Annotated in this window: 24 protein-coding genes; 9 read left to right on the top strand and 15 right to left on the bottom strand. The window is 61.7% G+C overall.

Translation table 11 applies throughout. The annotated features are described in order from the left end of the window. Nucleotides 1-20 precede the first annotated feature (20 nt). The 8 genes from ribA to nrdR form a co-directional block, all read right to left on the bottom strand. Entirely contained in the window at nt 21-638 is a 618-nt protein-coding gene (gene ribA / locus J3P77_RS02955; protein WP_434679464.1) for a GTP cyclohydrolase II, read from the bottom strand. A gap of 137 nt (nt 639-775) precedes the next feature. Further along, on the bottom strand, nt 776-1,741 hold the full coding sequence (gene thiL, locus J3P77_RS02950) for a thiamine-phosphate kinase (RefSeq protein WP_434679463.1): 966 nt from the start codon (nt 1,739-1,741) through the stop codon (nt 776-778). Between the two features lie 18 nt (nt 1,742-1,759). Beyond that, nucleotides 1,760-2,257, bottom strand: coding sequence for a transcription antitermination factor NusB (nusB, locus tag J3P77_RS02945; RefSeq protein WP_434679462.1), 498 nt, complete (start codon nt 2,255-2,257; stop codon nt 1,760-1,762). Then, entirely contained in the window at nt 2,254-2,730 is a 477-nt protein-coding gene (gene ribH / locus J3P77_RS02940) for a 6,7-dimethyl-8-ribityllumazine synthase (RefSeq protein WP_434679460.1), read from the bottom strand. The genes nusB and ribH overlap by 4 nt, the downstream gene beginning before the upstream one ends. 130 nt (nt 2,731-2,860) lie before the next feature. Then, nucleotides 2,861-3,952, bottom strand: a complete 1,092-nt coding sequence (ribBA, locus tag J3P77_RS02935) for a bifunctional 3,4-dihydroxy-2-butanone-4-phosphate synthase/GTP cyclohydrolase II (protein WP_434679458.1) — start codon at nt 3,950-3,952, stop codon at nt 2,861-2,863. Nucleotides 3,953-3,969: 17 nt separating this feature from the next. Further along, nucleotides 3,970-4,632 (bottom strand): riboflavin synthase, encoded by a 663-nt coding sequence (locus tag J3P77_RS02930; RefSeq protein ID WP_434679457.1) that lies wholly within the window; start codon nt 4,630-4,632, stop codon nt 3,970-3,972. Between the two features lie 47 nt (nt 4,633-4,679). Then, nucleotides 4,680-5,828, bottom strand: coding sequence for a bifunctional diaminohydroxyphosphoribosylaminopyrimidine deaminase/5-amino-6-(5-phosphoribosylamino)uracil reductase RibD (gene ribD, locus J3P77_RS02925; RefSeq protein ID WP_434679455.1), 1,149 nt, complete (start codon nt 5,826-5,828; stop codon nt 4,680-4,682). Next, a complete protein-coding gene (gene nrdR, locus J3P77_RS02920) occupies nt 5,825-6,289 on the bottom strand; it encodes a transcriptional regulator NrdR (RefSeq protein WP_434679453.1) in 465 nt (154 codons plus the stop codon). Before nrdR ends, ribD begins: the two co-directional genes overlap by 4 nt. Before the next feature lie 177 nt (nt 6,290-6,466). Between nrdR and J3P77_RS02915 the strand changes: the two genes are divergently transcribed. From J3P77_RS02915 to trxA, 3 genes are all read left to right on the top strand, one after another. Then, entirely contained in the window at nt 6,467-6,916 is a 450-nt protein-coding gene (locus tag J3P77_RS02915) for a hypothetical protein (protein ID WP_434679452.1), read from the top strand. After that, nucleotides 6,913-7,566 (top strand): class I SAM-dependent methyltransferase, encoded by a 654-nt coding sequence (locus J3P77_RS02910; protein ID WP_434679450.1) that lies wholly within the window; start codon nt 6,913-6,915, stop codon nt 7,564-7,566. The genes J3P77_RS02915 and J3P77_RS02910 overlap by 4 nt, the downstream gene beginning before the upstream one ends. A gap of 450 nt (nt 7,567-8,016) precedes the next feature. Then, the gene (gene trxA, locus J3P77_RS02905) at nt 8,017-8,886 is read left to right on the top strand and encodes a thioredoxin (RefSeq protein WP_434679448.1); all 870 of its coding nucleotides are present in this window, start codon (nt 8,017-8,019) and stop codon (nt 8,884-8,886) included. 6 nt (nt 8,887-8,892) lie between these two features. On the opposite strand, the gene J3P77_RS02900 is transcribed toward trxA, so the two are convergent. Next, nucleotides 8,893-9,243 (bottom strand): hypothetical protein, encoded by a 351-nt coding sequence (locus tag J3P77_RS02900; RefSeq protein ID WP_434679446.1) that lies wholly within the window; start codon nt 9,241-9,243, stop codon nt 8,893-8,895. A gap of 63 nt (nt 9,244-9,306) precedes the next feature. Beyond that, complete coding sequence (locus J3P77_RS02895) at nt 9,307-9,729, bottom strand: nuclear transport factor 2 family protein (RefSeq protein ID WP_434679445.1); 423 nt, start codon at nt 9,727-9,729, stop codon at nt 9,307-9,309. Nucleotides 9,730-9,997: 268 nt separating this feature from the next. On the opposite strand from J3P77_RS02895, the gene J3P77_RS02890 reads away from it, so the two are divergent. From J3P77_RS02890 to J3P77_RS02870, 5 genes are all read left to right on the top strand, one after another. Further along, complete coding sequence (locus J3P77_RS02890; RefSeq protein ID WP_434679443.1) at nt 9,998-10,579, top strand: DUF2796 domain-containing protein; 582 nt, start codon at nt 9,998-10,000, stop codon at nt 10,577-10,579. Nucleotides 10,580-10,646: 67 nt separating this feature from the next. Beyond that, the gene (locus J3P77_RS02885; protein WP_434679442.1) at nt 10,647-11,357 is read left to right on the top strand and encodes an ABC transporter ATP-binding protein; all 711 of its coding nucleotides are present in this window, start codon (nt 10,647-10,649) and stop codon (nt 11,355-11,357) included. A gap of 1 nt (nt 11,358) precedes the next feature. Beyond that, on the top strand, nt 11,359-12,624 hold the full coding sequence (locus J3P77_RS02880; protein WP_434679441.1) for an ABC transporter permease: 1,266 nt from the start codon (nt 11,359-11,361) through the stop codon (nt 12,622-12,624). Nucleotides 12,625-12,635: 11 nt separating this feature from the next. Next, nucleotides 12,636-13,157 (top strand): DUF3299 domain-containing protein, encoded by a 522-nt coding sequence (locus J3P77_RS02875; protein ID WP_434679439.1) that lies wholly within the window; start codon nt 12,636-12,638, stop codon nt 13,155-13,157. Between the two features lie 99 nt (nt 13,158-13,256). Then, on the top strand, nt 13,257-13,943 hold the full coding sequence (locus J3P77_RS02870; RefSeq protein WP_434679438.1) for an OmpW/AlkL family protein: 687 nt from the start codon (nt 13,257-13,259) through the stop codon (nt 13,941-13,943). 132 nt (nt 13,944-14,075) lie between these two features. On the opposite strand, the gene J3P77_RS02865 is transcribed toward J3P77_RS02870, so the two are convergent. From J3P77_RS02865 to J3P77_RS02850, 4 genes are all read right to left on the bottom strand, one after another. Continuing rightward, the gene (locus J3P77_RS02865) at nt 14,076-15,005 is read right to left on the bottom strand and encodes an NAD-dependent epimerase/dehydratase family protein (RefSeq protein WP_434679436.1); all 930 of its coding nucleotides are present in this window, start codon (nt 15,003-15,005) and stop codon (nt 14,076-14,078) included. Continuing rightward, entirely contained in the window at nt 14,998-15,882 is an 885-nt protein-coding gene (locus J3P77_RS02860; protein ID WP_434679435.1) for a sugar nucleotide-binding protein, read from the bottom strand. Before J3P77_RS02860 ends, J3P77_RS02865 begins: the two co-directional genes overlap by 8 nt. Before the next feature lie 138 nt (nt 15,883-16,020). After that, nucleotides 16,021-18,240, bottom strand: a complete 2,220-nt coding sequence (locus tag J3P77_RS02855) for a mechanosensitive ion channel family protein (protein ID WP_434679434.1) — start codon at nt 18,238-18,240, stop codon at nt 16,021-16,023. A 171-nt stretch (nt 18,241-18,411) separates the two neighbouring features. Next, the gene (locus J3P77_RS02850) at nt 18,412-18,834 is read right to left on the bottom strand and encodes a DoxX family protein (protein ID WP_434679432.1); all 423 of its coding nucleotides are present in this window, start codon (nt 18,832-18,834) and stop codon (nt 18,412-18,414) included. A 215-nt stretch (nt 18,835-19,049) separates the two neighbouring features. Here J3P77_RS02850 and J3P77_RS02845 point away from each other — a divergent pair, with 215 nt between their 5' ends. After that, entirely contained in the window at nt 19,050-19,868 is an 819-nt protein-coding gene (locus J3P77_RS02845) for an alpha/beta fold hydrolase (protein ID WP_434679431.1), read from the top strand. 421 nt (nt 19,869-20,289) lie between these two features. Here the strand turns inward: J3P77_RS02845 and J3P77_RS02840 are convergent, their stop codons facing one another. Continuing rightward, nucleotides 20,290-25,425, bottom strand: a complete 5,136-nt coding sequence (locus J3P77_RS02840; protein ID WP_434679430.1) for an AAA family ATPase — start codon at nt 25,423-25,425, stop codon at nt 20,290-20,292. Between the last annotated feature and the right edge of the window lie 52 nt (nt 25,426-25,477).

The raw sequence follows: 25,477 nt of genomic DNA, 5'->3' as shown, positions 1-25,477 counted from the left end.
GGCGCCGGACCCGGTACAGGTTATACCGGGTCGACTTCGCTCTGGTGCTCGTTGCCCATCATGTGCCCGAGCTTTCCGGCCTTGGTTGCCAGATACAGCTTGTTGTGCGGATTCTGGCCGGTGTGCAGTGGTACTCGCTCCGCAACCTTGATGCCCATATCTGTGAGCGCTTTGACCTTGCGCGGGTTGTTGGTCATCAGGCGCAGTGACTCGACGCCCAGATGCTGCAACATTGGCAGGCAGATCGCATAGTCGCGCTGGTCCGCCGCGAAACCCAGACGCTCATTGGCCTCTACGGTATCGGCACCGCCGTCCTGCAACTCATACGCGCGGATCTTGTTCATCAGGCCGATGCCACGACCTTCCTGACGCAGATAAAGCAGAACGCCTCGCCCTTCCGTAGCGATGGCGCGCAGAGCTGCTTCAAGCTGGGAGCCGCAATCGCAGCGCTGGCTGAACAGGGCATCGCCTGTCAGGCATTCGGAATGCACGCGACCGAGAACGGGAGCGCCATCTGCGACATCACCCAGGCTCAAGACAACGTGCTCGCGTCCGGTTGCGGACTCAAGGAAGCCGTGCATGGTGAATTGGGCAAAAGGCGTAGGCAGCTTGGAAGCGGCGACAAATACGACGGGCACCGTGTGCTCCTGATGATTTTGAAGGCTGGAAATTCGCAAGGACAACATTGTAACAGTGTAACAGCAGGTCCTACAGACGCTCCGGCTGAATTATGGAGCATTCCTATCGCGAAAATCGATGGATGCTCCGGGCCGATTCAGCCCGTCACCCCGAAATGCTGGTAACCCTTGATGGCTGGCGTGACATCACCACCCTGTGCATCCACCAGCGCAACGCCCTGCCCGGCTACCGCCCGTCCAATGACGCGCACCGGCCAACCCGCTTCGAGCAGTTCCGGCAGCGCTTCGGGTGGGAGTGTGAACGCCAGCACGTAATCGTCGCCGCCGCTGAGCGCGGCCTGCTGGGCGGCCTCCAACCCAAACAACGTCAGTAGCTGTTTTGACAGGGGCAGCTTGTCCCGCTCGATGAGCAACCGAACATTCGACGCCGTCGCGATATGGCCACAGTCCGCCAGCAAGCCGTCAGAGATATCCAGCGCGGCGGTAGCCTTGCCAAGCAGGCTTTGGCCTAGCGCCAGCTGAGGTTGCGGAGCCCAGTAGCGAACAAGAAGATATTCGGCGACCGCTGGTTCGGCATCACGCTGCGCCAGTACCAGCGCCAACGCGCCCGCGCCGTCGCCCACATCGCCACCGACGCACAGCAGGTCGCCTTCCCGCGCACCACTGCGAGTCAGAGCCAGCCCGGCCGGTACCGCTCCGAAGACAGTGAGCGTCAGGCTCAGCGGACCACGCGTGGTGTCGCCACCGATCAGTCGCATTTCGCAGCTCTGCGCCATCTGGTTCAAGCCGCGGGCAAACGCCTGCAGCCAGTCAGCGTCGACCTGAGGAAGTGTCAATGCGAGGGTAAAGCCGATGGGACGAGCGCCCATGGCCGCCAGATCACTGGTGGAAACGGCCAGCGCACGCTGGGCCAGCAGGAATGGGTCGCAAACGGCAGGAAAATGCACGCTGGCAACCAGTGTGTCGGTGGAAACCGCCAGTTGCTCGCCTGGCGCTATCGCCAGCAGTGCGCAGTCATCACCGATGCCCAGGGCAACCTCTCCGCCAGCCTGCGCACAAGGCGCGGCGGCGAAGTAATTGCGGATCAGCTCGAACTCACCCATGGCAAGGACAAGCGCGGATCAGCGCTTGTAAGCCTTCACTTCGACTTCGCGCAGACGCGGTGCCAGCTTGTCGAGTACGCCGTTGACGAACTTGTGGCCGTCGGTGGAACCGTAGACCTTCGCCAGCTCGATGCCTTCGTTGATCACGACGCGGTAAGGCACGTCGATGCGCTTGAGCAGTTCGAACGTGGACAGACGCAGTACCGCCAGCTCGACCGGGTCCAGCTCATCGATGGTCAGGTCCAGGCAAGGCGCCAGTGCGACGTCGATCTCGGTCTTGTTGGTGGCTACGCCGTGCAGCAGTTCACGGAAGTAGGCACCGTCGACGTTGCTGAAATCGTTGTCGACGCGAAACTGCGCCTCGATTTCATTCAGCGAGTGACCCGCCATGTGCCACTGGTACAAAGCCTGGGTCGCCAGCTGGCGGGCTTCACGGCGCTTGGCGCTCTTGCCTTTGGCGGCCTCGGGCGATTTGGCGTCGCGTGGGTTGAACTGATCGCTATCGTCGGAAATCACTTGGCCTCCAGCTGCGACAGCAGACTGACCATTTCAACAGCGGACAAGGCAGCTTCAGCGCCTTTGTTGCCGGCCTTGGTGCCGGAACGCTCGATAGCCTGCTCGATCGAGTCGACCGTCAGGACGCCGAATGCAACCGGAACGCCGAACTGCATTGCAACTTGGGAAATGCCTTTGACGCACTCGCCGGCAACGTATTCGAAATGCGGGGTGCCGCCACGAATGACCGCGCCCAGGGCCACGATGGCCGCGAACTCCTTGCGCTCGGCTACTTTCTGCACAACCAACGGAAGTTCGAACGCACCCGGTGCGCGGATGATGGTGATGTCGCTTTCGTTGACGCCGTGGCGAACGAGGGCATCAACCGCACCGCTTACCAGGCTTTCCACGACGAAGCTGTTGAAACGGCCAACTACCAGGGCGTAGCGGCCTTGGGGGGCGATGAAAGTACCTTCGATGGTCTTCAAGGTCATTCGGGTGAGTCTCGTATTAAAGAGCAAGCCCGCCGTTCGGCGGACTTTGAGGGAGTTTAGGCCACGAATCGGACTGCCAGGTCAGGCGATGCGAAAACCTCGGCGCTCGCATGGCCTTTCCTGCCGGTATTTATTCGGAGGGCACGTATTCTACAACTTCCAGATCGAAACCGGATATCGCATTGAACTTCATCGGCGAACTCATCAGCCGCATCTTGCGTACGCCAAGGTCACGGAGGATCTGCGAACCAGCGCCCACGGTGCTGTAGGTGGTCGGCGTCTTGATCGGCAACTGGCCGGCGGTTTCGCGAATATGAGCCAGCAGCACGTCGCCATCAAGCGGATGGCCGAGCAGCAGCACGACACCGCTGCCAGCCTTGGAAACCGCGGTCATCGCGGCTCGCAGGCTCCAGCGCCCCGGCTGATTGACCATCAGCAGATCGCGCAGCGGGTCCATGTTGTGCACCCGGACCAGCGTCGGCTCTTCGGCACGAATGGTGCCAAGTGTCAGCGCCAGATGCACGTCGCCCTCGACCGAATCGCGGTAGGTGACCAGGTTGAAACGACCCAGTTCGCTATCCAGCGGCTGCTCGGCAATCCGCTGAACGGTACGTTCATGGATCATCCGGTAGTGGATCAGGTCTGCAATGGTGCCGATCTTGATGTTGTGTTCGAGCGCGAAAGCTTCGAGTTCGGCGCGACGGGACATGGTGCCGTCGTCGTTCATCACTTCGCAGATCACTCCGCTAGGCTCGAAACCGGCCATGCGTGCAAGATCGCAAGCCGCTTCGGTGTGGCCGGCGCGAGCCAATGTACCGCCAGCCTGAGCCATCAGCGGGAAAATGTGGCCAGGACTGACGATGTCTTCGGCTCTGGCGTCTTTGGCGGCGGCAGCCTGAACGGTGCGCGCGCGATCGGCTGCGGAGATGCCGGTGGTCACGCCTTCCGCGGCTTCGATGGACACGGTGAACTTGGTGCCGAAACCGGAACCGTTGCGCGGCGCCATCAGCGGCAGTTTGAGGGTTTCGCAGCGCTCGCGAGTCATCGGCATGCAGATCAGGCCGCGGGCGTAGCGCGCCATGAAGTTGATGTGCTCGGCCTTGACGCATTCGGCGGCCATGATCAGGTCGCCTTCGTTCTCGCGGTCTTCGTCGTCCATCAGGATGACCATCTTGCCCTGGCGAATGTCTTCAACCAGTTCTTCGATCGTGTTGAGCGCCACTCGGCACCCCCTTCAATTCAGGATTTGAGGTAGCCGTTCTCGGCCAGAAAACTTTCGGTGATGCCGCCCTGCGTCGGCTCTGCGGCCTTGTCACCCATCAGCAGACGCTCCAGATAACGCGCCAGCAGATCCACTTCCAGATTGACCTTACGGCCCGGTCGGTAGTCGGCCATGATGGTTTCGGCCAGCGTGTGCGGCACGATGGTCAGCTCGAACTCGGCACCATTGACTGCGTTCACGGTCAGGCTGGTGCCATCGACGGTGATCGAACCTTTATGCGAAATGTACTTGGCCAGTTCGCGCGGGGCGCGCACCCGGAACTGGATCGCGCGGGCGTTCTCTTCGCGGGACAGGATTTCACCGACCCCGTCGACGTGGCCACTGACCAGATGGCCGCCCAATCGTGTAGTCGGCGTCAGGGCTTTCTCAAGGTTGACCCGGCTGCCGACCTTGAGGTCGACGAACGCGGTAACGTTCAGCGTCTCGCGGCTGACGTCGGCCCAGAAGCCATCGCCGGGAAGCTCGACGGCGGTCAGGCACACGCCATTGACTGCAATGCTGTCGCCGAGCTTGACGTCACCCAGATCGAGTTTGCCGGTGGCCACGTGAACGCGGACGTCGCCGCCTTTCGGGGTCAGGGCGCGGATGCTGCCGATGGATTCGATGATGCCGGTAAACATGGGTCCTCCGGGAGAACAAAGCCTGCGCGCGAGGCGAAAGCGGGGAATTATACGCCGGGCGCGCGGACAGGGAGAGCGATGACTCGCCAGTCATTGCCCACGGCGCGCATTTCTACGATATCGAGTTCCAGCGCCTCGTTCATTTGCGCCAACGGCAGATCGAGCAACGGCCGCGCGGAGGAACCGAGGAACTTGCCGGCGATGAATATCTGAAACTCATCCACCAGCCCCAGCCGCGTGAAGGCGCCAGCCAGACGCGGACCCGCTTCAACCAGCACCTCGTTGACGCCGCGGGCGGCGAGTTCGAGCAACAGCTTATGCAGGTCAACGTGGCCGTAGCTATCGGCCAGCGCCAGCAGTTCGTGGCCGTCTTCGTCATATCGGCTGCGGGCCGATGCCGCCGCCTGAGTCGCGATCAGCGCGGGCCCGGCCTGGAAAAACGGTGCATCGAGCGGCACTCGCAGACGGCCGTCGATCAGCACCCGCAATGGAGGGCGCATGGCTGCCAACGCGGTCAGCTCGGCATTCAGGCCGAGCTCATCGGGGCGGACTGTCAGTCGTGCCTTGTCGGCCAGCACTGTGTCGGCACCGGTCAGCACGACACTCGATTGTGCCCGCAGGCGCTGCACCGCGGAGCGCGCATCCGGACCGGTGATCCACTGGCTTTCGCCGCTGGCCATCGCCGTGCGACCGTCAAGACTCATCGCCAGCTTGACCCGCACGTAGGGCAGGCCTTTTTCCATGCGCTTGAGGAAGCCCTTGTTCAACGCCCGGGCTTCGGCCTCCAGCACGCCGCTCTGGGTAACGATCCCGGCGCTCATCAGCCGCAACAGACCGCGCCCGGCGACTTGCGGATTGGGGTCCTGCATGGCGGCGACGACACGTCCAAGGCCGGCGCTGATCAACGCATCGGCGCAAGGCGGCGTGCGACCGTGATGACTGCAAGGTTCAAGGGTGACGTAAGCCGTGGCGCCACGCGCCTTTTCACCCGCCTGACGTAATGCGTGGACTTCGGCATGGGGCTCGCCCGCCCGCGCGTGCCAGCCCTCGCCGACGATCTGCCCGTCGCGCACGATCACGCAACCGACCCGCGGATTGGGATGAGCGGAATAAAGCCCCTTGCGCGCAAGCTCCAGCGCCCGCGCCATGTAATGAACGTCGAGTGCGCCTTGCTCGGTCAGCGGGTGGTTGTTCATTCCTTGCCCGGCTCACGGGCCAGACGCTCGATCTCTTCACGAAATTCGTTGAGATCCTGAAAGCGGCGATAAACCGAAGCGAAGCGGATATAAGCCACTTCGTCGAGCTTTTGCAGCTCGGCCATGACCAGTTCGCCAACGACCAGGGATTTCACTTCCCGCTCGCCGGTTGCCCGCAGCTTGTGCTTGATGTGGACCAATGCCGCTTCCAGACGCTCGACACTCACCGGGCGCTTTTCCAGCGCGCGCTGCATGCCGGCGCGCAGTTTTTCTTCGTCGAACGGCTGACGGCTGCCGTCCTGTTTGATCAGGCGGGGCAAGACCAGCTCGGCGGTTTCGAACGTGGTGAAACGCTCGACGCAGGCCAGGCATTCGCGACGACGACGAACCTGTTCGCCTTCGGCGACAAGGCGGGAGTCGATGACTTTGGTGTCATTGGCACCGCAGAAGGGACAGTGCATGGTTTGGCAGGCAACAAAAAATGAGGAGCGTCATGGTAGCGCATCCCGCCGGCAAGACAACACTTGAGGTTTACGGTATATACACCCGCACCGAAGCGGTGTGAAATCGCCAGAGCCTGATAAATACTGAATTCCCAGCGTCAATCAGCCTTTCGTTTTTTGTATTGTGGAGCTCTCATGACGCTACGCCCCCTTGTTTTGCTTGGTCTGGCCGGTTTGCTGGCCGCCTGTAGCAGCAATGACACCCCGCCGCCGGCGCCTGCCAAACCTGCCGCGCCGGTGTTACAGGTGCCTGCCGGCCCGGGCCCTTTGCTGCCCTACCAGCGGGAAATCAGCGGCCAGTTGCTAGGAATACCGGCAGGCGCCGAGGTGGAAATGGCGATGCTGGTAGTCGATGAACGTGGCCGCCCGCAAAAGCTGCTTACCAGCACCACCCTGCAGAGCAACGGGCAATCGTTGCCTTTCCAGCTGCGCTTCAACCCGGAAGCATTCCCGGCTGCCGGACAGGTCGAGCTGCGGGGTCGGGCCATCAAGTCCGGCCAGTTGATTCTGCATCTGCCTTCAATGCGCATTCAGCAGGCCACGACTCAGGCGCTGGGCCCGTTGCAGTTCGTCACCGCACCATGACTGCTCCACCACAGCTTCAGCAGCCGCTCAGTGAGCTGCTCGGCGACGCCCGCCTGGCGGTTACCAGTCTGCCGGGCACAGATCTGAAGCTGTGGTTGATCGACGCGGTGAACATGGACCGCGCTTTCAGTCCCGACGAAACCCGGCGCATTCTGGACGAGCCTCCGTACTGGGGCTTCTGCTGGGCAAGTGGACTGGCCTTGGCCCGGTTTCTGGCCGAGCAGCCGCAATGGGTCAAAGGCAAGCGGGTGCTGGATTTCGGTGCCGGTTCGGGAGTCGCCGGCATCGCTGCACGCAGGGCCGGTGCGCTGGAGGTGGTGGTTTGTGATCTGGATCCATTGGCGATTGCCGCTTGCAGGGCCAATGCCCAGTTGAATGAAGTGGAGCTTGGTTACTCGGCTGACTTCTTTTCCGAGGCCGACCGTTTCGACCTGATCCTGGTCGCTGATGTGCTTTACGACCGAGCCAACCTTCCGCTGCTCGATCATTTCCTCAGCCGGGGCCGGCAGGCGCTGGTGGCCGACTCCCGGGTTCGCGACTTCAGACACCCGGCTTACCAGCGGATTGCAATACTGCATGCCCATACCTTGCCGGACCTGGCCGAGCCCCATGAGTTTCGGGATGTGAGTCTCTACCAGGCGACCCGCTGAAACCCGCCTTAGCCCTGAAGCCTGACTCATCCGAAAGTGATGAAAGACAGTTGGCTCGTATAGTTTGCCGTGCTGCAACCCTGAGGGAGGCAGCGGGCGGCGATCCGTCTTGCTGGCGAGGGCGGCGGAACAAACGATACAGATGCGGCGGCTGCCCCGGTGTCCTCGCGACCAAGGTCGGCTCCCACAACATCAGCGTCGGACCTGTAGGAGCGCTTGCCCGCGACTGCGCATGTACAGATTTGATCAGACGATGCAGATGTGTGACTGGACCGGCACTGTCGCCAGCAAGCTGCCTCCCACGGTAACGGGAGCGTAAGAGCTGGCCGGGCAGCGCTCGCTCATCAGAGATTGATGGAAAGACAGTTGGCTCCTGGAATTCGGCACCGCTTTCAGCAAACCTCCGCGGCCTTTATAGTTGGCAACATTCAGATTCTGCCGAGACGCGCCATGAGCCAGGACACTTACATTTTCGACGTCACTACCGCGACCTTCGATCAGATGGTCATCGAGAAGTCGTTCGACCAGCCCGTGCTGGCGGATTTCTGGGCCGAGTGGTGCGCACCGTGCAAGGTGCTGATGCCGCTGCTGCAACAGATTACCGAGAGTTACCAGGGCGAACTGCTGCTGGCCAAGGTCAACTGCGACATCGAGCAGGACATCGTTGCCCGCTTCGGCATTCGCAGCCTGCCGACCGTGGTGCTGTTCAAGGACGGTCAGCCGGTGGATGGCTTCGCCGGAGCGCAGCCGGAGTCGGAAATCCGCAAGCTGCTGGACCAGCATGTGGTCATGCCGCCGCCTCCTGCCGCCGATCCGCTCAAGCAGGCGCAGGCGTTGTTTGCCGACAGCCGTTTCGCCGACGCCGAAGCGGTGCTCAAGACGCTGCTCAGCGAAGACAACACCAACGCCACTGCACTGATTCTATATGCACGTTGCCTGGCCGAACGCGGTGAACTGGGTGAGGCGCGTGCCGTACTGGACGCGGTCAAGAGCGATGCGCACAAGGCCGAACTGGCGGGCGTCCGGGCGCAGCTTACGTTCCTGGCCGACGCCGCAGCCTTGCCGGAAGCCGCCGAACTCAAGACACGTCTGGCGCAGAACCCTCAGGACGACGAAGCGGCCCATCAACTGGCGGTGCTGCAACTGTCACGTCAGCAGTACGAGGCCGCACTGGACGGTCTCTTGAAGCTGTTCATCCGCAATCGCACGTACTCCGAAGGCCTGCCGCACAAAACCTTGCTGCAGGTGTTCGACCTGCTGGGCAACGATCATCCGCTGGTCACGACCTACCGTCGCAAGCTGTTCGCGGCGCTGTACTGAGTCAGGTCAGTCGACCCAGCTGTACAGCGGGGCATCGGCTCCGCTGTCGACCTTCACATTGGCGCTGTGGCGCAGACGCACCAACAGGCGTTTGCCCGCAGCTGTGCTGCCGGTCAGCGCTTCGAGCTGACCCAACAGCTGCGGACCGCTCATCTGCCCGGCTTGCTGCAAAATGCCCGTGGCAGTCTGCCAGATCTGATCGTCCTGACGAGCGGGCCTGCTTTCCTGCACCTGCGCTGCTGCCAGCTCCGGAGCGCCGGACTTGAGCCGGGCTCCCAGTTTTGCCCAGTCCTCATCGTCCAGTTCCAGAGTCAGATCTACCGGCCACTGCCCTACCGTTCCTCGAATACGCAACATGTGAGTTGTACCTGCAAACTGTCAGGCGCACATGCTCCCACAGGATGACGCTCAAGCCCACGCTCATGCACTGAGCCAGCGAATCGCCTGGTTCTCTTCGCCCATCAGAAAGCCGCCGAGCACCCGCGCGTCATAGGCGTTCTCCCAATGTTCGATAATCTTGCCATCGCGAAAGCGCCACAATCCGCAGAATGGCATGCCGATGGTCTGGCCTTCGCAGGTGGCGTGGAGCCTGCCTAGCACCGCGCCAAAATGATCGTTGGCGACAATGTCCTGCACCTCCATGTGCAGCGTCTGGTGGGCGCGCTCTGCAAGATCAACTTCATGGTTACGTGCCGCGCGTCTGCCGATGGCCATGGACAAGCCGCCGCTCGCGCCGCGATCGGCCTTGTGCAGGACGATGGCCGGATCGGCGAATTCATCGATTCGGGTCAGGTCTTCATAAAGCGTGCGCAGAATTTGCGCGTTGCTATGGTCTTTGCTCATGATCGGTCCTTGATAAGGCACATGCCATGCCGTGCAGCTCCGGTGACAGGACTCACCGACCTGGCATGCATCGGCGTCCTTTTCTGAGCGTAGGAGTTATCGCCGCGCAGCTGAGATCACTTCGATATAAACCGGACGCCATGTATGCCCGGTGTATTTTTCTGGCACTCTGAGGACGAAATCTGAACGAAGGCAAAAAAGCCATCGCTCGCACGGCCAACTGTTATAAGATCACATAACAGTTTTTAGCCTCAGCCTGGAGTTTGTCATGCGCCGTCTGCTACTTGCCCTTCCTTTTGCTCTGCTGCCCCTGGCCGCGGTCCATGCCGCCGAACATCATCATGACCACGATCATGGCGATGAGCATGCCAGCCTTGGCGCTCATGAACATGGCGTAGGCAGGCTGGACGTGGTGCTGGAAGGCAAGAAGCTGGAGTTTCAGTTCGAAAGCCCGGCAATGAACATTGTGGGTTTCGAACATGACGCCACTTCCGCGCAGGACAAGGCCAAGGTCGCTCAGGCACGGGAGCTGCTGCTCAAGCCCAATGCGTTGTTCAATATCGCCGACGCGGCGAACTGTTCCGCGACGTCGGTAAAACTGTCCAGCCCGCTGTTCGGCGACAAGGACAGTGATCACGAAGCGCACGCCGACGGCGACGAGCATGAACACAGTGAGATCCATGGCCACTATGCGTTCGTTTGCGACGCGCCGGCCGTTCTCAAGAAGCTGGACCTGTCGAACATCTTCAAGACCTTCCCGGATACCAAAAAACTTCAGGTCCAGTTGATCTCGCCCGGCGGGCAGTCCGGGGCTGAAGTCATCGCGGCCAATCCAACGCTCAAGTTCTGATTGCTCCATCGCACGTACCGACCGGGCTTGCCCGGTCTTTTGCTTTCACGAAACGCCGGAACAGGCCATGCCCCAAGCACTTATCGAACTGTCTGACCTGACTTTCAGCTGGCCAGGTCACCCGCTGTTGCTGGATATCCCCAACTTCAGCCTGTTGCCTGGGGAAACCCTTTTCCTCAAGGGGCCCAGTGGCAGCGGCAAGACCACTTTGCTCGGCCTGCTTGGCGGCGTGCAGCTGCCGGACGATGGCTGTGTCCGGCTGTTGGGGCAGGATCTGTCGAAACTGTCAGCGGGCGCTCGCGACCGGTTCCGAGTCGACCATACGGGCTACATCTTCCAGCAGTTCAACCTGCTGCCGTTTTTGTCGGTGCGTGAGAACGTCGAACTGCCCTGCCATTTCTCGAATGTCCGTGCCGGGCGCGCAAGACAGCGACACGGCAGCGTCGAAGCCGCGACCACGACACTGCTCGCACATCTTGGACTGAAGGACCCGGCGATGCTCAATCGGCGCGCCGACTCGCTGTCCATTGGCCAACAGCAGCGGGTCGCCGCCGCCCGAGCATTGATCGGCCAGCCCGAGCTGGTGATCGCCGACGAACCGACCTCCGCTCTGGATGCCGACGCACGGGAAGCCTTCATTCAACTGCTGTTCGCCGAATGTCGGGAAGCGGGCGCCAGCCTGCTGTTCGTCAGTCATGACCAGAGCCTTGCGCCGCTGTTCGACCGTCATCTGTCGCTGTCCGAGCTCAACCGTGCCGCCGTAGCCGTGGAGATTTGAGATGTATCTGTTTCGCTTGGCCATGGCGAGCCTGTCCAATCGCCGCTTCACCGCGTTTCTTACGGTTTTCGCCATTGCCCTGTCGGTCTGCCTGTTGCTCGCCGTCGAGCGGGTCCGCACCGAAGCGCGCAGCAGCTTCGCCAGCACCATCAGCGGCACCGACCTGATCGTCGGCGCGCGCTCCGGATCGATAAACCTGCTGCTCTACTCAGTATTCCGTATCGGCAACGCCACCAACAACATCCGCTGGGACAGCTACGAACATTTCGCCAACAACAAGCAGGTCAAGTGGGCGATTCCGGTTTCACTCGGTGACTCACATCGCGGATACCGGGTCATGGGCACCAACAGTTCGTATTTCGAGCATTATCAATTTGGCCGGCAGCAGCACCTGGAGCTGGCCGAAGGCCGGGCATTCCAGACCGATCCGTTCGAAGTGGTGCTCGGTTCCGAGGTCGCCAAGGCGCTGCATTACAAGCTGGGCGACAAGCTGGTGCTGGCTCACGGCGTCGCGGCGATCAGCCTGGTCAAACACGATGACAAGCCGTTTACCGTGGTCGGAATCATCAAGCCCACCGGTACGCCGGTAGACCGCACGCTGCACATCAGCCTGGGCGGCATGGAGGCGATCCATATCGACTGGCACAACGGCGCGCCGGCCCGAGGCAACGAGCGTATCTCCGCCGATCAGGCGCGCAACATGGACTTGCAGCCCAAGGCAATCACCGCGTTCATGCTCGGCCTGAACAGCAAGATTTCCATCTTCAGTCTGCAACGCGAGATCAATGAATTTCGCGGCGAGCCGATGCTGGCTATTCTTCCTGGCGTCGCGCTGCAGGAGTTGTGGAGTCTGATGGGTACGGCAGAAAAAGCCCTGTTCGTGATTTCTCTGTTCGTAGTGCTGACTGGCCTGATCGGCATGCTCACTGCGATTCTTACCAGCCTGAACGAGCGCCGGCGGGAAATGGCGATCCTGCGTTCGGTAGGCGCAAGGCCCTGGCATGTCGCAAGTCTATTGGTGCTGGAGGCGTTCGCACTGGCGCTGGCCGGAGTCGTCAGCGGCGTGGCACTGCTTTATGTGGGTGTCTTCGCCGCTCAGGACTATGTACAGAACAACTATGGCCTGTATCTTTCGCTGACACCGCCAAGCCAGTACGAATGGACATTGCTCGGTGGCATCCTGGCTGCTGCGCTGGTCATGGGCATCGTGCCCGCCTGGCGTGCCTATCGGCAGTCGCTGGCTGACGGTCTGTCGATCCGTTTATGAGGAATCACATTATGCGGCGCTTGCTGTTCACGCTGTTGCTGGCCGTCACGCCATCGTTGTGGGCGGCCGAGCCACGGGTGCTGACCTGGGAAGAAATGATCCCGCCCGATGCGCCTGCCGTTGCGCCGGTGACTGCACCGATTCACGACCTGTCGAAGCTGTCCGACGCGCTGGCGATGGAAGCCGCGCCCGCCGCCCGGCAAGCCGCGCCCCATGCGCCCGTGGTCAAGGCGCTGGACGGCAAGCACGTACGCCTGCCGGGTTATATCGTGCCGCTTGAAGTCAGCGAGGAAGGTCGAGTGACCGAGTTCCTGCTGGTGCCCTACTTCGGCGCCTGCATCCACGTCCCGCCTCCGCCGTCGAACCAGATCGTGCATGTCACCAGTGAACTGGGCGTGAAGGTGGACGAGCTGTATCAACCCTACTGGATCGAAGGGCCCATGCAGGCCAAACCGTCTACCAGTGAACTGGCCGAAGCCGGTTATCAGATGCAGGCCGACAAGATTCTGATCTACGAGCTGCCTGAATCCTGATACGTCGCAGGTTCCCGGCCATTCATTGAGCTGCATCAAGGTCCGGGTAAAAACGGGGTTTTAAAATGGATCCATTCTTGATGACCATTTGGAGCCCCCATGAACTCGTATTTGCTTCGCGCATCGGTAATCGCGCTTGCAATCGCCGCCCCCGCTGTCGCACACGCCTATCAACCGGGCGACTTCATCGTTCGCGCCGGTGTCGCGCACGTTGAGCCCAACGAAGACAGCGGTGAAGTGAAGCTGGACGGCACCAGAGTTTCGGGCACCAAAGCGACCGTCGACGGCGAAAACCAGCTGGGTCTGACTTTCGCCTACATGCTCACCGAACACGTCGGCATCGAACTGCTCGCCGCCACGCCGTTCAGCCACACCGTTTCGGTCAAAGGCCTGGGCCCTGGGCTTGACGGCAAGCTAGCCGACGTCAAGCAGCTGCCGCCCACCCTGTCGCTGCAGTACTACCCGATGGCGCCATCGTCCCGGTTTCAGCCATACGCCGGCGTGGGCATCAACTACACCACGTTCTTCGACACCGACCTGACTGGCAACCGAAAGGATCAGGGCTTCAGTAACCTCAAGCTACAAGACTCGGTCGGGCTGGCCGGCCAACTGGGCATGGATTACATGCTGACTGACAATATCCTGCTGAATGCGTCGGTCTGGTATGTCGACATCGACACCAAAGCCACCGTAGACGGTCCGTCGGCGCTGAGCGTCGGCAAGACTAAGGTCGACGTGGATATTGATCCGTGGGTTTACATGGTGGGTGTGGGCTACAAGTTCTGACGCCGCATCAACGCTTGTATGAAAAAGGCACCTTGATAGGTGCCTTTGTCGTTCTGGGTCAACTACGGACCGCGGGAAACGCACATGTTCGGGCGTCGCGGCCGAGCGCGCCCCTGCAGGGGTAAGTCGTGTTTAGCGACCCAGCAGACGTGCCAGTCCGACTCGCAGCGGGGTCCGCTGGTCGAGTTTGAACCGTGCCAGCAGTCGCTGGTTATCCGCGCGGGAGTGGCGGATATCGCCGGATCGCGGCTCGCCATAGCTGACATCCGGAAGCTTGCCGACCACGGCGGACAGTTCGGACAACAACTGATTGAGCGACGTAGCCTGGTTCAACCCGACATTGATCGCCCCTTCGGCGGGCTGCGGTTGCGTCAGTGCCTGGACCAGCAACTTGACCAGATCGCCCACGTAAAAGAAATCACGCGTCTGTTCGCCGTCGCCGAAAACCGTGATCGGCAGTCCCTTTTCGATGCGCTCGGCAAAGATGCTGATCACGCCCGAATACGGCGACGACGGGTCCTGACGCGGGCCGAAGATGTTGAAGAAGCGGAAGACGACCGGCTCCAGGCCATGCTGGCGGCGATAGAAATCCAGATACTGCTCGCTGGCCAGTTTGTCGGACGCGTAAGGGGTCAACGGCGCCTTCGTGGTGTCTTCAGTGATCGACTCGCCTTCGCCATTGTTGCCATATACCGCAGCGCTGGACGCGAAGACCACGCGCTTGATGCCCGCTTCGCGCATCGCTTCGCAGACGTTCAGCGTGCCGATGAAGTTGCTCTGATGGGTGCGGACCGGGTCTTCGACCGAGGCCTGAACCGAAGCGACCGCCGCCAGATGCACCACCGCCTTGCAACCCTGCGCTGCACGGCGCACCAGGTCGGCATCCGCCACGTCGCCTTGCAGCAGTTCGATTCGAGGGTTGTCCAGCGGCAGGTTGCTGCGCTTGCCGGTCGACAGGTCGTCGAGAATGCGCACGGCATGACCCGCGGCCAGCAGTGCGTCGGCCAGATGCGAACCGATGAACCCCGCCCCGCCAGTGATGAGAATTGGGGCGTCAGCCATGTCGATAGTACCGATCCAGCAGGCTCGGCAGCCCGGCGCGCCAGGCGCGGGGCTTGATGCCGAAGGTATGAAGAATTTTCTTGCAGGCCAGCACCGCATGTTGCGGTTCTTCGCTGGCATCTGGCCTTGCAGCATGCGCCTGCGCCGTGGGCGACTCGACGGCCAGCGGATGCAAGAGACGCGCCTCGGTCAGAACTGCCTGCCCCAGCGCCAGCGGCGTGGTGGCTTCGTGACCGGCGTAATGATAAGTGCCCCACAGCGGCGCTTCGCAATCGAGTTGCTTGAGGACCGACAGAATAACCCGCGCCGCATCGTCGACCGGCGTCGGATTGCCGCGTCGGTCGTCAGCGAGCAGCAGTTCTTCAGGTCGCTCCGCACGGGTCAGGAATCTGCCGAGTACGCCGTCGAGGCTGTCGTCCAGCAACCAGCCGAAGCGCAACAGCACGTGCTGCGGGCAAGCCGCTCGAACACTCTGCTCGATCCGCCACAACGCCTGACCGCGCAGGCCCAGCGGGATCGGTTCGTCTTTTTCGCTGTAGGCCGTAGCACGCGAGCCATCGAACACGCGATAGCTGGAAGGCTGGACCAGAATGATGTTGTGGTGTTGGCACAACTCAGCCAGGCGCTCCACGGAGCGCTCCTGGTGAGTCAGGCGCGACTCGCTCACGGTTTCGGCCTGAAACCAGTCGAAGTAATAAGCCAGGTTGATCAAGGCATCGGGACGGGTGTCGTCGAGCAGTTGCGTCAGGCTCGCTGCGTCCCACCCATCTTGTGGCGGACGTGGTGCGAGGAAACCAATGTCTTCCTCGGCACCCAGCCGAATCAGCGCCTGCCCGAGGGCATTCCCGCCGCCCAGTAGCATAAGGCGCATTCGCATAAGGTCAGCAGGCTCGGTATCAGAGTCATCAAATAATCAGGTGAAAAACGCCTGCAAACATATCACGTCGCTCGCTTTCACCCAACAGTTGCGGCGTGCGCCGCCCGGAGGCTGACGCACGTACACAGCCCCGGAATATCAGGCACCGTCGGATTTGGCCAAAGGCGGCTGACTCTGCGGCGCGGGTGCCTGCTGGGATCCGTCGGGAAGCGGCGCCGCCTGGGGAGGCTGAAGCGCCGCAGGATTCATCACCACCTGTGGATAAGTCTGAGCGAAGCGCACGTTCGGATTCTTATCCACAAGCCGCTTGAGCCGCTCATTGAAAGCCCGTCCCACGGCGTATTGTCCGCCGGACGAAGTACGGAACTGCCCGGTCAGCACCACGCCGTTGAGGTCCATTCGGTCAACGCCGAACACTTCCAGCGGACCTTGCAGATTGTTCTTGAGCAGGATGTCCTCAGTGATGGACTGCCCGGTTTCGCGGATCAGCGCCAGCGCATCATCGATATTGGAATCGTAGGTGAACTGCACCGAGAAGAAGGCGTAGGCGAACTGGCGAGACTGGTTGGTGACCGCCTTGATCTGACCGAACGGCACCGAATGCACGAAGCCTTTGCCGTCACGCAGCCGCACGGTACGAATCGTGAGGCTTTCCACCGAGCCTGAATGGCCGGTGCTGAGCACCACCCAGTCACCCACCGAGAAGGTGTCTTCGATGATGATGAACAGACCGGTGATCACATCCTGTACCAACTGTTGCGAGCCAAAACCGATTGCCAGACCCACAACCCCGGCACCCGCCAGCAGCGGCGCGACGTTAATGCCCAGGTTGGCCATGGTGGTGATCGCGCAGATCACCACCAGAACGATTTTGATGGCGTTGCGCAGCAGCGGCAGAATCGTTTTGATACGCGTGCTGGGCTGACGCGCGTGGCGATGGTTGACGGGCGCCTTGAGCGCTTCCTGAATGGCAGTGTCCAGCACGACCCAAAGCAGCCAGGTCACCAGAAAGATCAGGCCGATACTGCTCAGCGAATCGCTGATGACCCGGCCGAGGGTATTACGCTGGGCAAACTCGAACATCGAGAAGCCCCAGATACGCCCCAGTATCTCGATGAAGGAAATGGCCAGCACAATGCGCAGCAAGGCATAGAACAAGCTCAAAAGACGCGCCTTGTAGACATGCCCCCCTCGCCCGATGCCCTCTTCGGCAGGTTTGAAAACGTGCTGGAACACGGTGCTCAAAAACACCGTGGCAATCAGCAGCAACGTGGTGAACAGCGCGGAGCGCAGGGCTTCCTGGCTGTCTTCGCCAGCGCCGATCAGGTTGATCGCCGAGACCAGGATCATCAGCAGGATCGGCAGATACCAGATATTGGAGAACACTTTCAGCGACTGCTGCAGCGCCGGTCGCTGTAGCCGGCTGCCCAACGAGCGGTTACGGATCAGATGCGCAATCGGGCGGCGCATCTTGATGACCAGGACACAGAACACGACTGACGCGAACAGACCGGTGAATACCGCGATGCTGGTGGTGACATTGCTACCGATCTGACGGGCGATCTGCGGGCTGGTCAACGCATCGCTCAGTGCTGCCAGAAAGCCGATGATGAACAACGGCCTGGGCGCATAGCGACGGATCACGCGCACCGCGGGGCGTTTGTGCCCGGCGTTGAACATCACAATCACGCACAAGAGTACGGACGTCGAGACGATGCCGCTGCTGGTTGCGTACGCGAAACACAGCGCCAGCGCGCGCCCCACCGAGGTGGGCATGAAATGGCTGACATACAGCGTCAGCGGCAGGCAAACCACCGCTGGCAGGGTAAACGGCAACACGTACTTGAGCAGCGCCTGGCTGCGTTCACGCACAGCAAAGAACGGACGTCGGCACAGCCGCACGGCGATGAAACGGCCAAGGGTGGTGAGAACCGCAAATGCCCCGATCCATACCACTGAAAGGACCACGAAGTCGCCGATCACACCCCACGGCGAGCGCGCAGTCGGCTTGTTGACCAGCTTGTCCAGCTCAACGGCGGCCCGGTCAGCGCGCAGCCGCCAGGAGTCCCAGAGGTTGTCGTCGAGGTTGAGCTTCTCCTGAACATCACCGATACCGGAACTGATCGCCCCTAGCAGACCGCCCTGGACCAGAATCTCCGGTGCGGCTTCAGCGGGCGCGGGTTCTTCCTTGGCGGGCTCTTTGGCGTCGGTTTTCGCATCGCCCTTTTCGGCGGCTTTGTCATCGACCGGCGCTCCGGCTGCCATCGGCAACGCGGGCACGTCTGCAGCCTGAAGTTGGAAACTGCCAACGCAGAACAATGCGCAAAGCAGGATCAATGTTCTCAACTGTGGTACCACGCAGTTTCCTCCTTCCAGTAAGCAGCGGGCCCGAGCCGGGCCACAAGAAACTGATTCCTGTTCCGGCGGCAAGTTCGGTCTGTAAGGAAAATACGTGGTTCATGTTTCAGCCGCGGGTCCGGAGGCAGCCGTAAAAAAGCCCGCAAATGCGGGCTGTCCTGAACGCGCTGGTTAACGGTGGCGCAAGCGCCCGAGCACCAGCGGGCCCGGGCCGGTCAGCGCAAGGCCGGCGAACAGGATGATCAACAGCCAGGCGAACTGGCCCTGCTCCAGTGTCCACTCCGGATGCACGACCGCCACGGCGACGACCAGGACTGCGAGGACCGGCAGGCAGGCCAGGCGAGCGTAGACACCCAGGATCAACAACACCGGGCACAGCACCTCGGCGAACACCGCCAGGCCGAGCGTCAGGCTGGCACCGAGGCCGAAAGGATCTTCGATGCGCTGAAGCTCTGTGCTCCAGTTCAACAGTTTCGGCAGCCCGTGGACCTGAAGCAGCAACAACGCGGCGCTGACCCGCATGAACAGCAGGCCATAGCCGAGCAAGGTCGATGCATGCTGGACGGATTCGAAGCGCGGTGTGGTCAATGCCATGATCAGGCTGCTCTCTGGTGGGTTGCCAGCCAGCATTATGGCGGTCGGCCGGGGGCCAGCTATTGTGCAGATGTGCTGAATTGCCCGGCAGACGAGAAAAGCACATCGACGCAATCGCTGCGCTTGTCTTGGGTCAATACTGCTGGCGCGCACTCCGAAACCGCGCACCTTTCCAGACGTTCACTGACCCATGACTCACTGACAGAGGAACCCGCATGAGCACTTTTACTACCCGCGATGGCACCGAGATCTACTTCAAGGATTGGGGCACCGGCAAGCCGGTATTGTTCAGCCACGGCTGGCCGCTGGACGCGGACATGTGGGAATACCAGATGGAATACCTGAGCAGCCGCGGCTACCGCACCATCGCGTTCGACCGTCGTGGTTTCGGTCGTTCCAGCCAGCCATGGACCGGTTACGACTACGATACTTTTGCCGATGACATCGCAGCACTGATCGAACACCTCGACCTGCGCGACGTGACCCTGGTGGGCTTTTCCATGGGCGGCGGCGACGTGGCGCGCTACATCGCTCGTCACGGCAGCGAACGGGTTGCCAAACTGGCACTGCTGGGCGCGGTGACTCCGCTGTTCATCAAGACAGCTGATCATCCGCAGGGCGTGGAGAAGTCGGTGTTCGACGGCATCAAGGCCGGTCTGCTGCAGGACCGGGCGCAATTCATCGCTGACTTCTCCGGCGCGTTCTACGGCATCGAGCAAGGCCAGAAGGTTTCCGACGGCGTCATGACTCAGACTTTGAACATCGCCCTGATGGCATCGCTCAAGGCTACCGTTGATTGCGTCACTGCGTTTTCGGAGACCGATTTCCGTCCGGACATGGCGAAGATCAATGTCCCGACGCTGGTTATCCACGGCGATGGCGACCAGATCGTGCCTTTCGAAGCCACCGGCAAACTGGCCGCTGAAATGATCGAGGGCGCCACGCTGAAGGTCTACCCAGGCGCACCACACGGCTTCGCCGTGACCCATGGCCAGCAACTCAATGAAGACCTGCTGGCGTTTATTGCTGACTGACGTGGACCACGTGGGAGGCAGCCGCTGCTTTTAGCCCTTGTATTTGCAGTGTCAGGGCTGGCCCCATCGCCAGCAAGCTGCCTCCCACAACCCAGTGAGCACTGCAACCTCTGTGGGAGGGAGCTTGCTCGCGACAGCTGTTTTTCAGCCGGTACAAGGTGTGATCCACACTGCCCCTCGCCAGCAAGCTGGCCCCTACAGATCAGTGGGCATCGCTATCTCTGTGGGAGGGAGCTTGCTCGCGACAGCTGTCTTTCAGCCGGTACAAGGTGTGATCCACACTGCGCCTCGCCAGCAAGCTGGCTCCTACAGATCAGTGGGCACTGCAACCTCTGTGGGAGCCAGCTTGCTGGCGAGTGGGCCGGTACAGCTGCAACCGCCGTGGCGTCTGTACCTATGTTTCGGACGCACCGGCACTCATTTATGGTGCCAGCGCCAGGTTGAAGCGGATGCAGCAAAGACCGTTCCTGGCTGCTTCCGCCGCCAAGGTCCCGCCATGGGCGGCGATGACTGAGCGACAGATCGCCAACCCCATGCCCATTCCATTGCCCTTGGTGGTGTAAAACGCATCGAAGATCCGCTCACGGTCCTCGGCGGGAATCCCTGGGCCGCTGTCTTCGAAACGGACTTCCACCTTGCCGTTCTCCACACTCGAACTGATCACCAACCGCCGCTGCTGCGGGACAATGTCAGCCATGGCCTCCAACGCGTTGGTCACCAGGTTGTAGACCACCTGCTGGATCTGTACGGAATCGGCCGATGCCCGATACCGAGCGGTCAGCCGGGTTTCGACCGTCACGCCTTGCTTCTCGATTTCGCCTGCGGTCAGCCGCAGCACCTCCCGGATCAGATCGTCGATCGCCACCGGTTGCAGCCGGGGCGGTATCTGTTTGGCGAGGGAGCGCAGTGACTGAACGATATTGGCGGCGCGGACACCGTCGGAGCGAATATCTTCCAGGCCCAGCACTGCCTCCTCGACCTCCGGCGTAGCACGGCGCAGCCAGCGCAGACTGGCGGCAGCATTGGAAACGATACCCAGCAACGGCTGGCTGATCTCATGGGCAATGGATGCCGACAGCTCGCTCATTACGGTCAGGTGCGAGATACGCGCCAGTTCGGCCTGGGAGCTGTTGAGTTCTACTTCCATCTGCGCGCGAGTATGGTTTTCCTCGATCAGCCTGGCATACAGTCGCGCCGTCTCCAGCGAAACCGCTGCCTGCGAGGCCAGGATTTCCAGAATTGCCAGCCTCTGCGAACTGAAAAGCCCTGGCACCAGACTGTTTTCCAGATACACCAGCCCCAACAAGGTGCCTTGTTTGAGCAGCGGCAGGCATAGAATCGAGCGTGCGGCGCGGCGGCTGAGGTCCGCGCGGTGCGCCTCGGGCCGCTCGAGGGAAGCGTCGTCCAGTACCAGCGGTTTACGGGTGCGCATGGTCGCGTTGAGGATAGACAGCGGTGCCTGTTCCGCCGTGAGCGCCGGGCCGTCCATCTCGATGGATACTTCCCCGCCGATGACTCGTCCGGTGGCGGCTATCTGCAGTTCACCGGCATCGGCCATCATCAGCACGCCATGATCGGCACCGGCGTGAATCATCAGGTGGGTCATCAGGGTTTCCACAAGGCGGTCCAACAGCACCTCTTCGGAGAGCGCTCGCGCGGCCTTGATCCCAACTGCAAGGTCGAGCCCCGCCTCGGTCGACGCACCCGGCGGCGCACCGACCATCGGTTCACTTGCCAGAAACGAGTGCCGCGCCTCCAGCTGGCTGACCTTGCCGAATGCGCCCCAGAGCCGGTAACAGTCGCGGGCCACCCGCATATGGTGATGGTTCCCGGAAACCAGACCGTTGCGCTCGCAAACCTCACTCAACATTTCGTGAGCCAGCGCCTGTTCGTGGGTGAAGCCGGCCGCCGCCGCAGCGATGCCTGACTCGTCGAAACAGCGAATGGCGGTCAGATCCTGCCCTTGCAGACGGGCAATCGCGCCGTCGATCAGCAACAGCTTGTTGCGAAAGGTGGCTGGATTGATGTCGGCCCAAGCGACGAAACGCTGGCGATGAAGCTCCATGCGCTCAAGTTTTTCTGCTGCATCGCCGGGCGCGGTCGGGTCAGCCACAGCCAGAGCGTGAAACAGATGGTAGTCGGCAAGATTGATGTGCGCGGGAATCGACCATACCAGCGGCTGCGCATCGGCGAAACGCCGCAAGGCGTAGTCGATCTGGCCGTAGTAGAACGCCGACATCCCGGAATACAGCCAACTCCAGAACAGCGTCGGTTGCGATACCCGCTCCCGGTCGATGATGCCGAACGCGTCGACTTCCGGAGCATTCAGTTCATCGAGCGGGCGTTGCGGGCGACCATTCTGCAGGTCGGCGGCAAACTGTTGCTGCGCCAGCAGAATGCGCTCGATATCGACGTAGTGGAACTGCCTGACTTGGGCCAGCCCGCGGCTCACCTCTCCCTGCACACTGGGCAAATGCTCGCCCATGATCAGCAGGTCCGACACGATGTGATTGCAGGCGTAACACGCCATACCCAGATCGCCACCGGCATGTCCGTTAACCACTGCTTCGCGCGCCCGTGCCAGCGCATAACTCAGCGGCATCGTCCACGGGCTCACTTGATCCACGGCGACCAGCGTTCCGGTACGCGCGCCTTCGTATCCGTGACGCTCGACCAGCGCCAGCGCTACCTGACCGAAGGCGTGGCCATCCGCATATGCGCCGTAGCGGTCGGCGATCATCACGCCGAACCAGGCAAAGCCGTAGCAACTGCCGAGCGTGACGCCGTGAAGCAACGTCAGCTCGACCAGCTTGGCAAGATGAACGAAGCTTATGTCGTCATCGACGAAGAACGACGAGATCAGCGTGGTGAGCAAACCCATGGCAATCTCGATACGCCCGTCGTCTGCCTTGGGAAGCAGGTCCAGTTCGGAAATGGCGCGGTTGCCGATGATCTGTCGCACCCGTTGATACGTTTGGTCCAGGTCTTGCGCAGAGGGATGGCGCAACAGCGGTACGTCCACCAGTGCCAGCCCTTCCAATGCCGCGCTGATCGCCGCTTCATAGTTTGAATGCAACGTGTACAGCGAAGCCTGGAGCCGATAGGCCACCGCGAGATCCAGGTCAGAGCGGGCGCGGTCGAGGCACAGATCTATCAGCGACTGCGCCCTGTCGAGGCGCGCCAAGAGCATTTCGCACTCGGCCGCGAGCCAGTGCGCAGTGAAAGCCTGCTGATACCGATTGATCCAGCCAGCGTCCCCTAGCAAACCGCGCGCGGTATGCAGATAGCCGGCGGCCTGGTCAATGGCCGCTGCGCTCTTGGCTCGGCGAGCGGCGCGTATCAGCAATTCGATAAAGCGGCCACGGCGCTCGTCCCCAAGGCGCTCACAGCAGGCACGCTGAATCTGGTTGGCGACCTCGAAAACTCCGTCGTGGGTTTCCACAGCGCCAACATCGAGCATCGACAGGGCAATGCGAGCGTGCTCGGGAGGCTGTTCATCCGGTGGTGTCAGCTTGTATGCCGCTTCCAGAACCCTGTCATGAGGAAAGCTGTAGCCTGCGCCGTCGTGCAGCAGCAGCCCTGCGTTGACCAGAGACTGGGCCAGGCTGCGAATCTGCGCCGGATCGCTCGCGGTGAGGTGCGCCAACAAGGACTCTTCGCTATGCCCGCCCACGCACCCCGCCAGCCGTATCAGCTCCCGCTGGGCCGGAGGCAGCCGGTTCAGACGATGAATCATCAACTCGACAACGTTGTCGGCGTAACGCCGACGACTGACCTCCTCCACCGACCAGACCCAGCGCCTCAACTCCGAATCAAAGCGCACTATCCGCTCATCGATCAGGCTTCGAAGTACCTGTTTGATGAAAAATGGATTGCCAGCGGTTTTCACATGCACCAGCTCGGCGATGGGCATCGCCTGTTCGCTACTGACCTCCAGATTGTCGGCCAGCAACGCGGCGACCTCATCAACCGACAGCGGGTCCAAGGCTATCTGCTGGCAAGGCACCGCGCTCTGACGACGAGCGATGTTCAGCAACCGGCCCTCGACTTCAAGAGACTGCCCCTCGGCGTCACGGTAAGCGAGTACCAGCAATACATGTCTGGGTGGGCGGGCGAGCAGCGATTGCAGCAGCGCCAGGGTCATTTCGTCGGCCCACTGAATGTCGTCCAGAAACAGCAATAACGGCGCCCCTGGCCGGGCAAAAGCTTCCAGTGCGTCACGCAACGTCCGGTTGGCGCGGGCCAGAGCAAGGCTGGCCGGCAGATCAGGCAACTGCGCGCACGGACCTGTCACCATTTCGACGTCGGGAGCAAGATCCGCCAGCAACTGGCCACGGCCATTGAGCTGCCGGATCAACCGGTCGCGGGTTGCTTCAAGCTCGCTATGTTCCTTGCCCAACAGCTGCTCGACCAGCGACCTGAAAATCTGCGACCAGGGCGCGTAAGGAATTTCCCTTTGCAGCAGGTCACTCTTGCCGCTGGCACGGTACGGCACCGTCAGGCCGCTGAAGCTTTCCTCCACCAACGCGGACTTGCCGGCACCGGCTGCACCGCAGACCAGCACCAGACGTGAGCGGCCCTCGGCGACCACATGCTGGAATGCAGCCTGAAGACAATCCCGCTCGCGGTCCCGGCCGACGAGCCCATGTGAATGACCCAGCGCCGGTGGCGGGTCGGAGCGCCCCAGGCTGAAGGGAAGCATTCGACCCTCGGCTTCCCACTGGGCTCGGCACCAGGCCAAATCCGCCAGCAGAGATTCGGCGGTCTGATAACGAGCGCCAGGGTCCTTGGCCATGGTCTTGAGAAGTAGCTGACCGAGCACTTCCGGAATGCCGGGATCGGTCACCGACGCCAGCGGCGGCTGCACTGCGACGTGAGCGTGCAGCCAGTGCGCCAGGTCCTGAGCCTCCAGCGGCGCTCGGCCGGTCAACGCGTGATAGAAAATCGCCCCCAGTGCGTACAGGTCACTTCGCATGTCGGGCGCATTGCCCAGCGGGCGGGCTTGTTCCGGGGCCAGATAAGGCCACTCCTGTGCGCTGGGCACTGAGCCATTCTTGCCGTCGCAGGGCGGGGAACGGAAGTCATACAGCAGAACGTGATCGTCGGATTCCACCAGCACATGGGCCGGACGCAAATTCCCGTGCACCACGCCGGCCGCGTGGGCCCCAGCCAACGCTTTGACAGCGCTGTGGGCGATGTTCAGAAAACGCCCGATCGGCAAGCTTCCACCCGAAAGCAGGTCGGACAGCGATGGAATAGCCGGCTGCGGAAACAGCGTGAGCGGACCTTCGACAGTATGAATGAAGGCCACCGGCAGCAGCGCCCATTCAGGAGCAAGACGCAGGCGATAGTCTCGCTCAAGTCGCAAGCAGGCGGCTGCGGATTGCAGCGGCACGCGCGCCGCATTCCAGACCATGCCGGTCTGCGGATCCTCGATCCGGCAATAGGTGATTTCGCCTTCGCGCCGCAATAGTTGAAGGGAGCATTGCCCAAGCCATGCCTCGTCGAACACCAGGCGGGTAGTCGGGCCGCTTGTCGGGCTGGAGGCATCTGGCATGGGGATCACCGCCGCTTTTGATTGTCTGCGACCGCGGAATATAACCGGTGTC

The organism is Pseudomonas sp. R1-18 (assembly GCF_051132095.1).
In the GTDB taxonomy this organism is placed as follows: Bacteria; Pseudomonadota; Gammaproteobacteria; order Pseudomonadales; family Pseudomonadaceae; genus Aquipseudomonas.
This window is presented reverse-complemented; position numbering and strand designations above follow the sequence as displayed.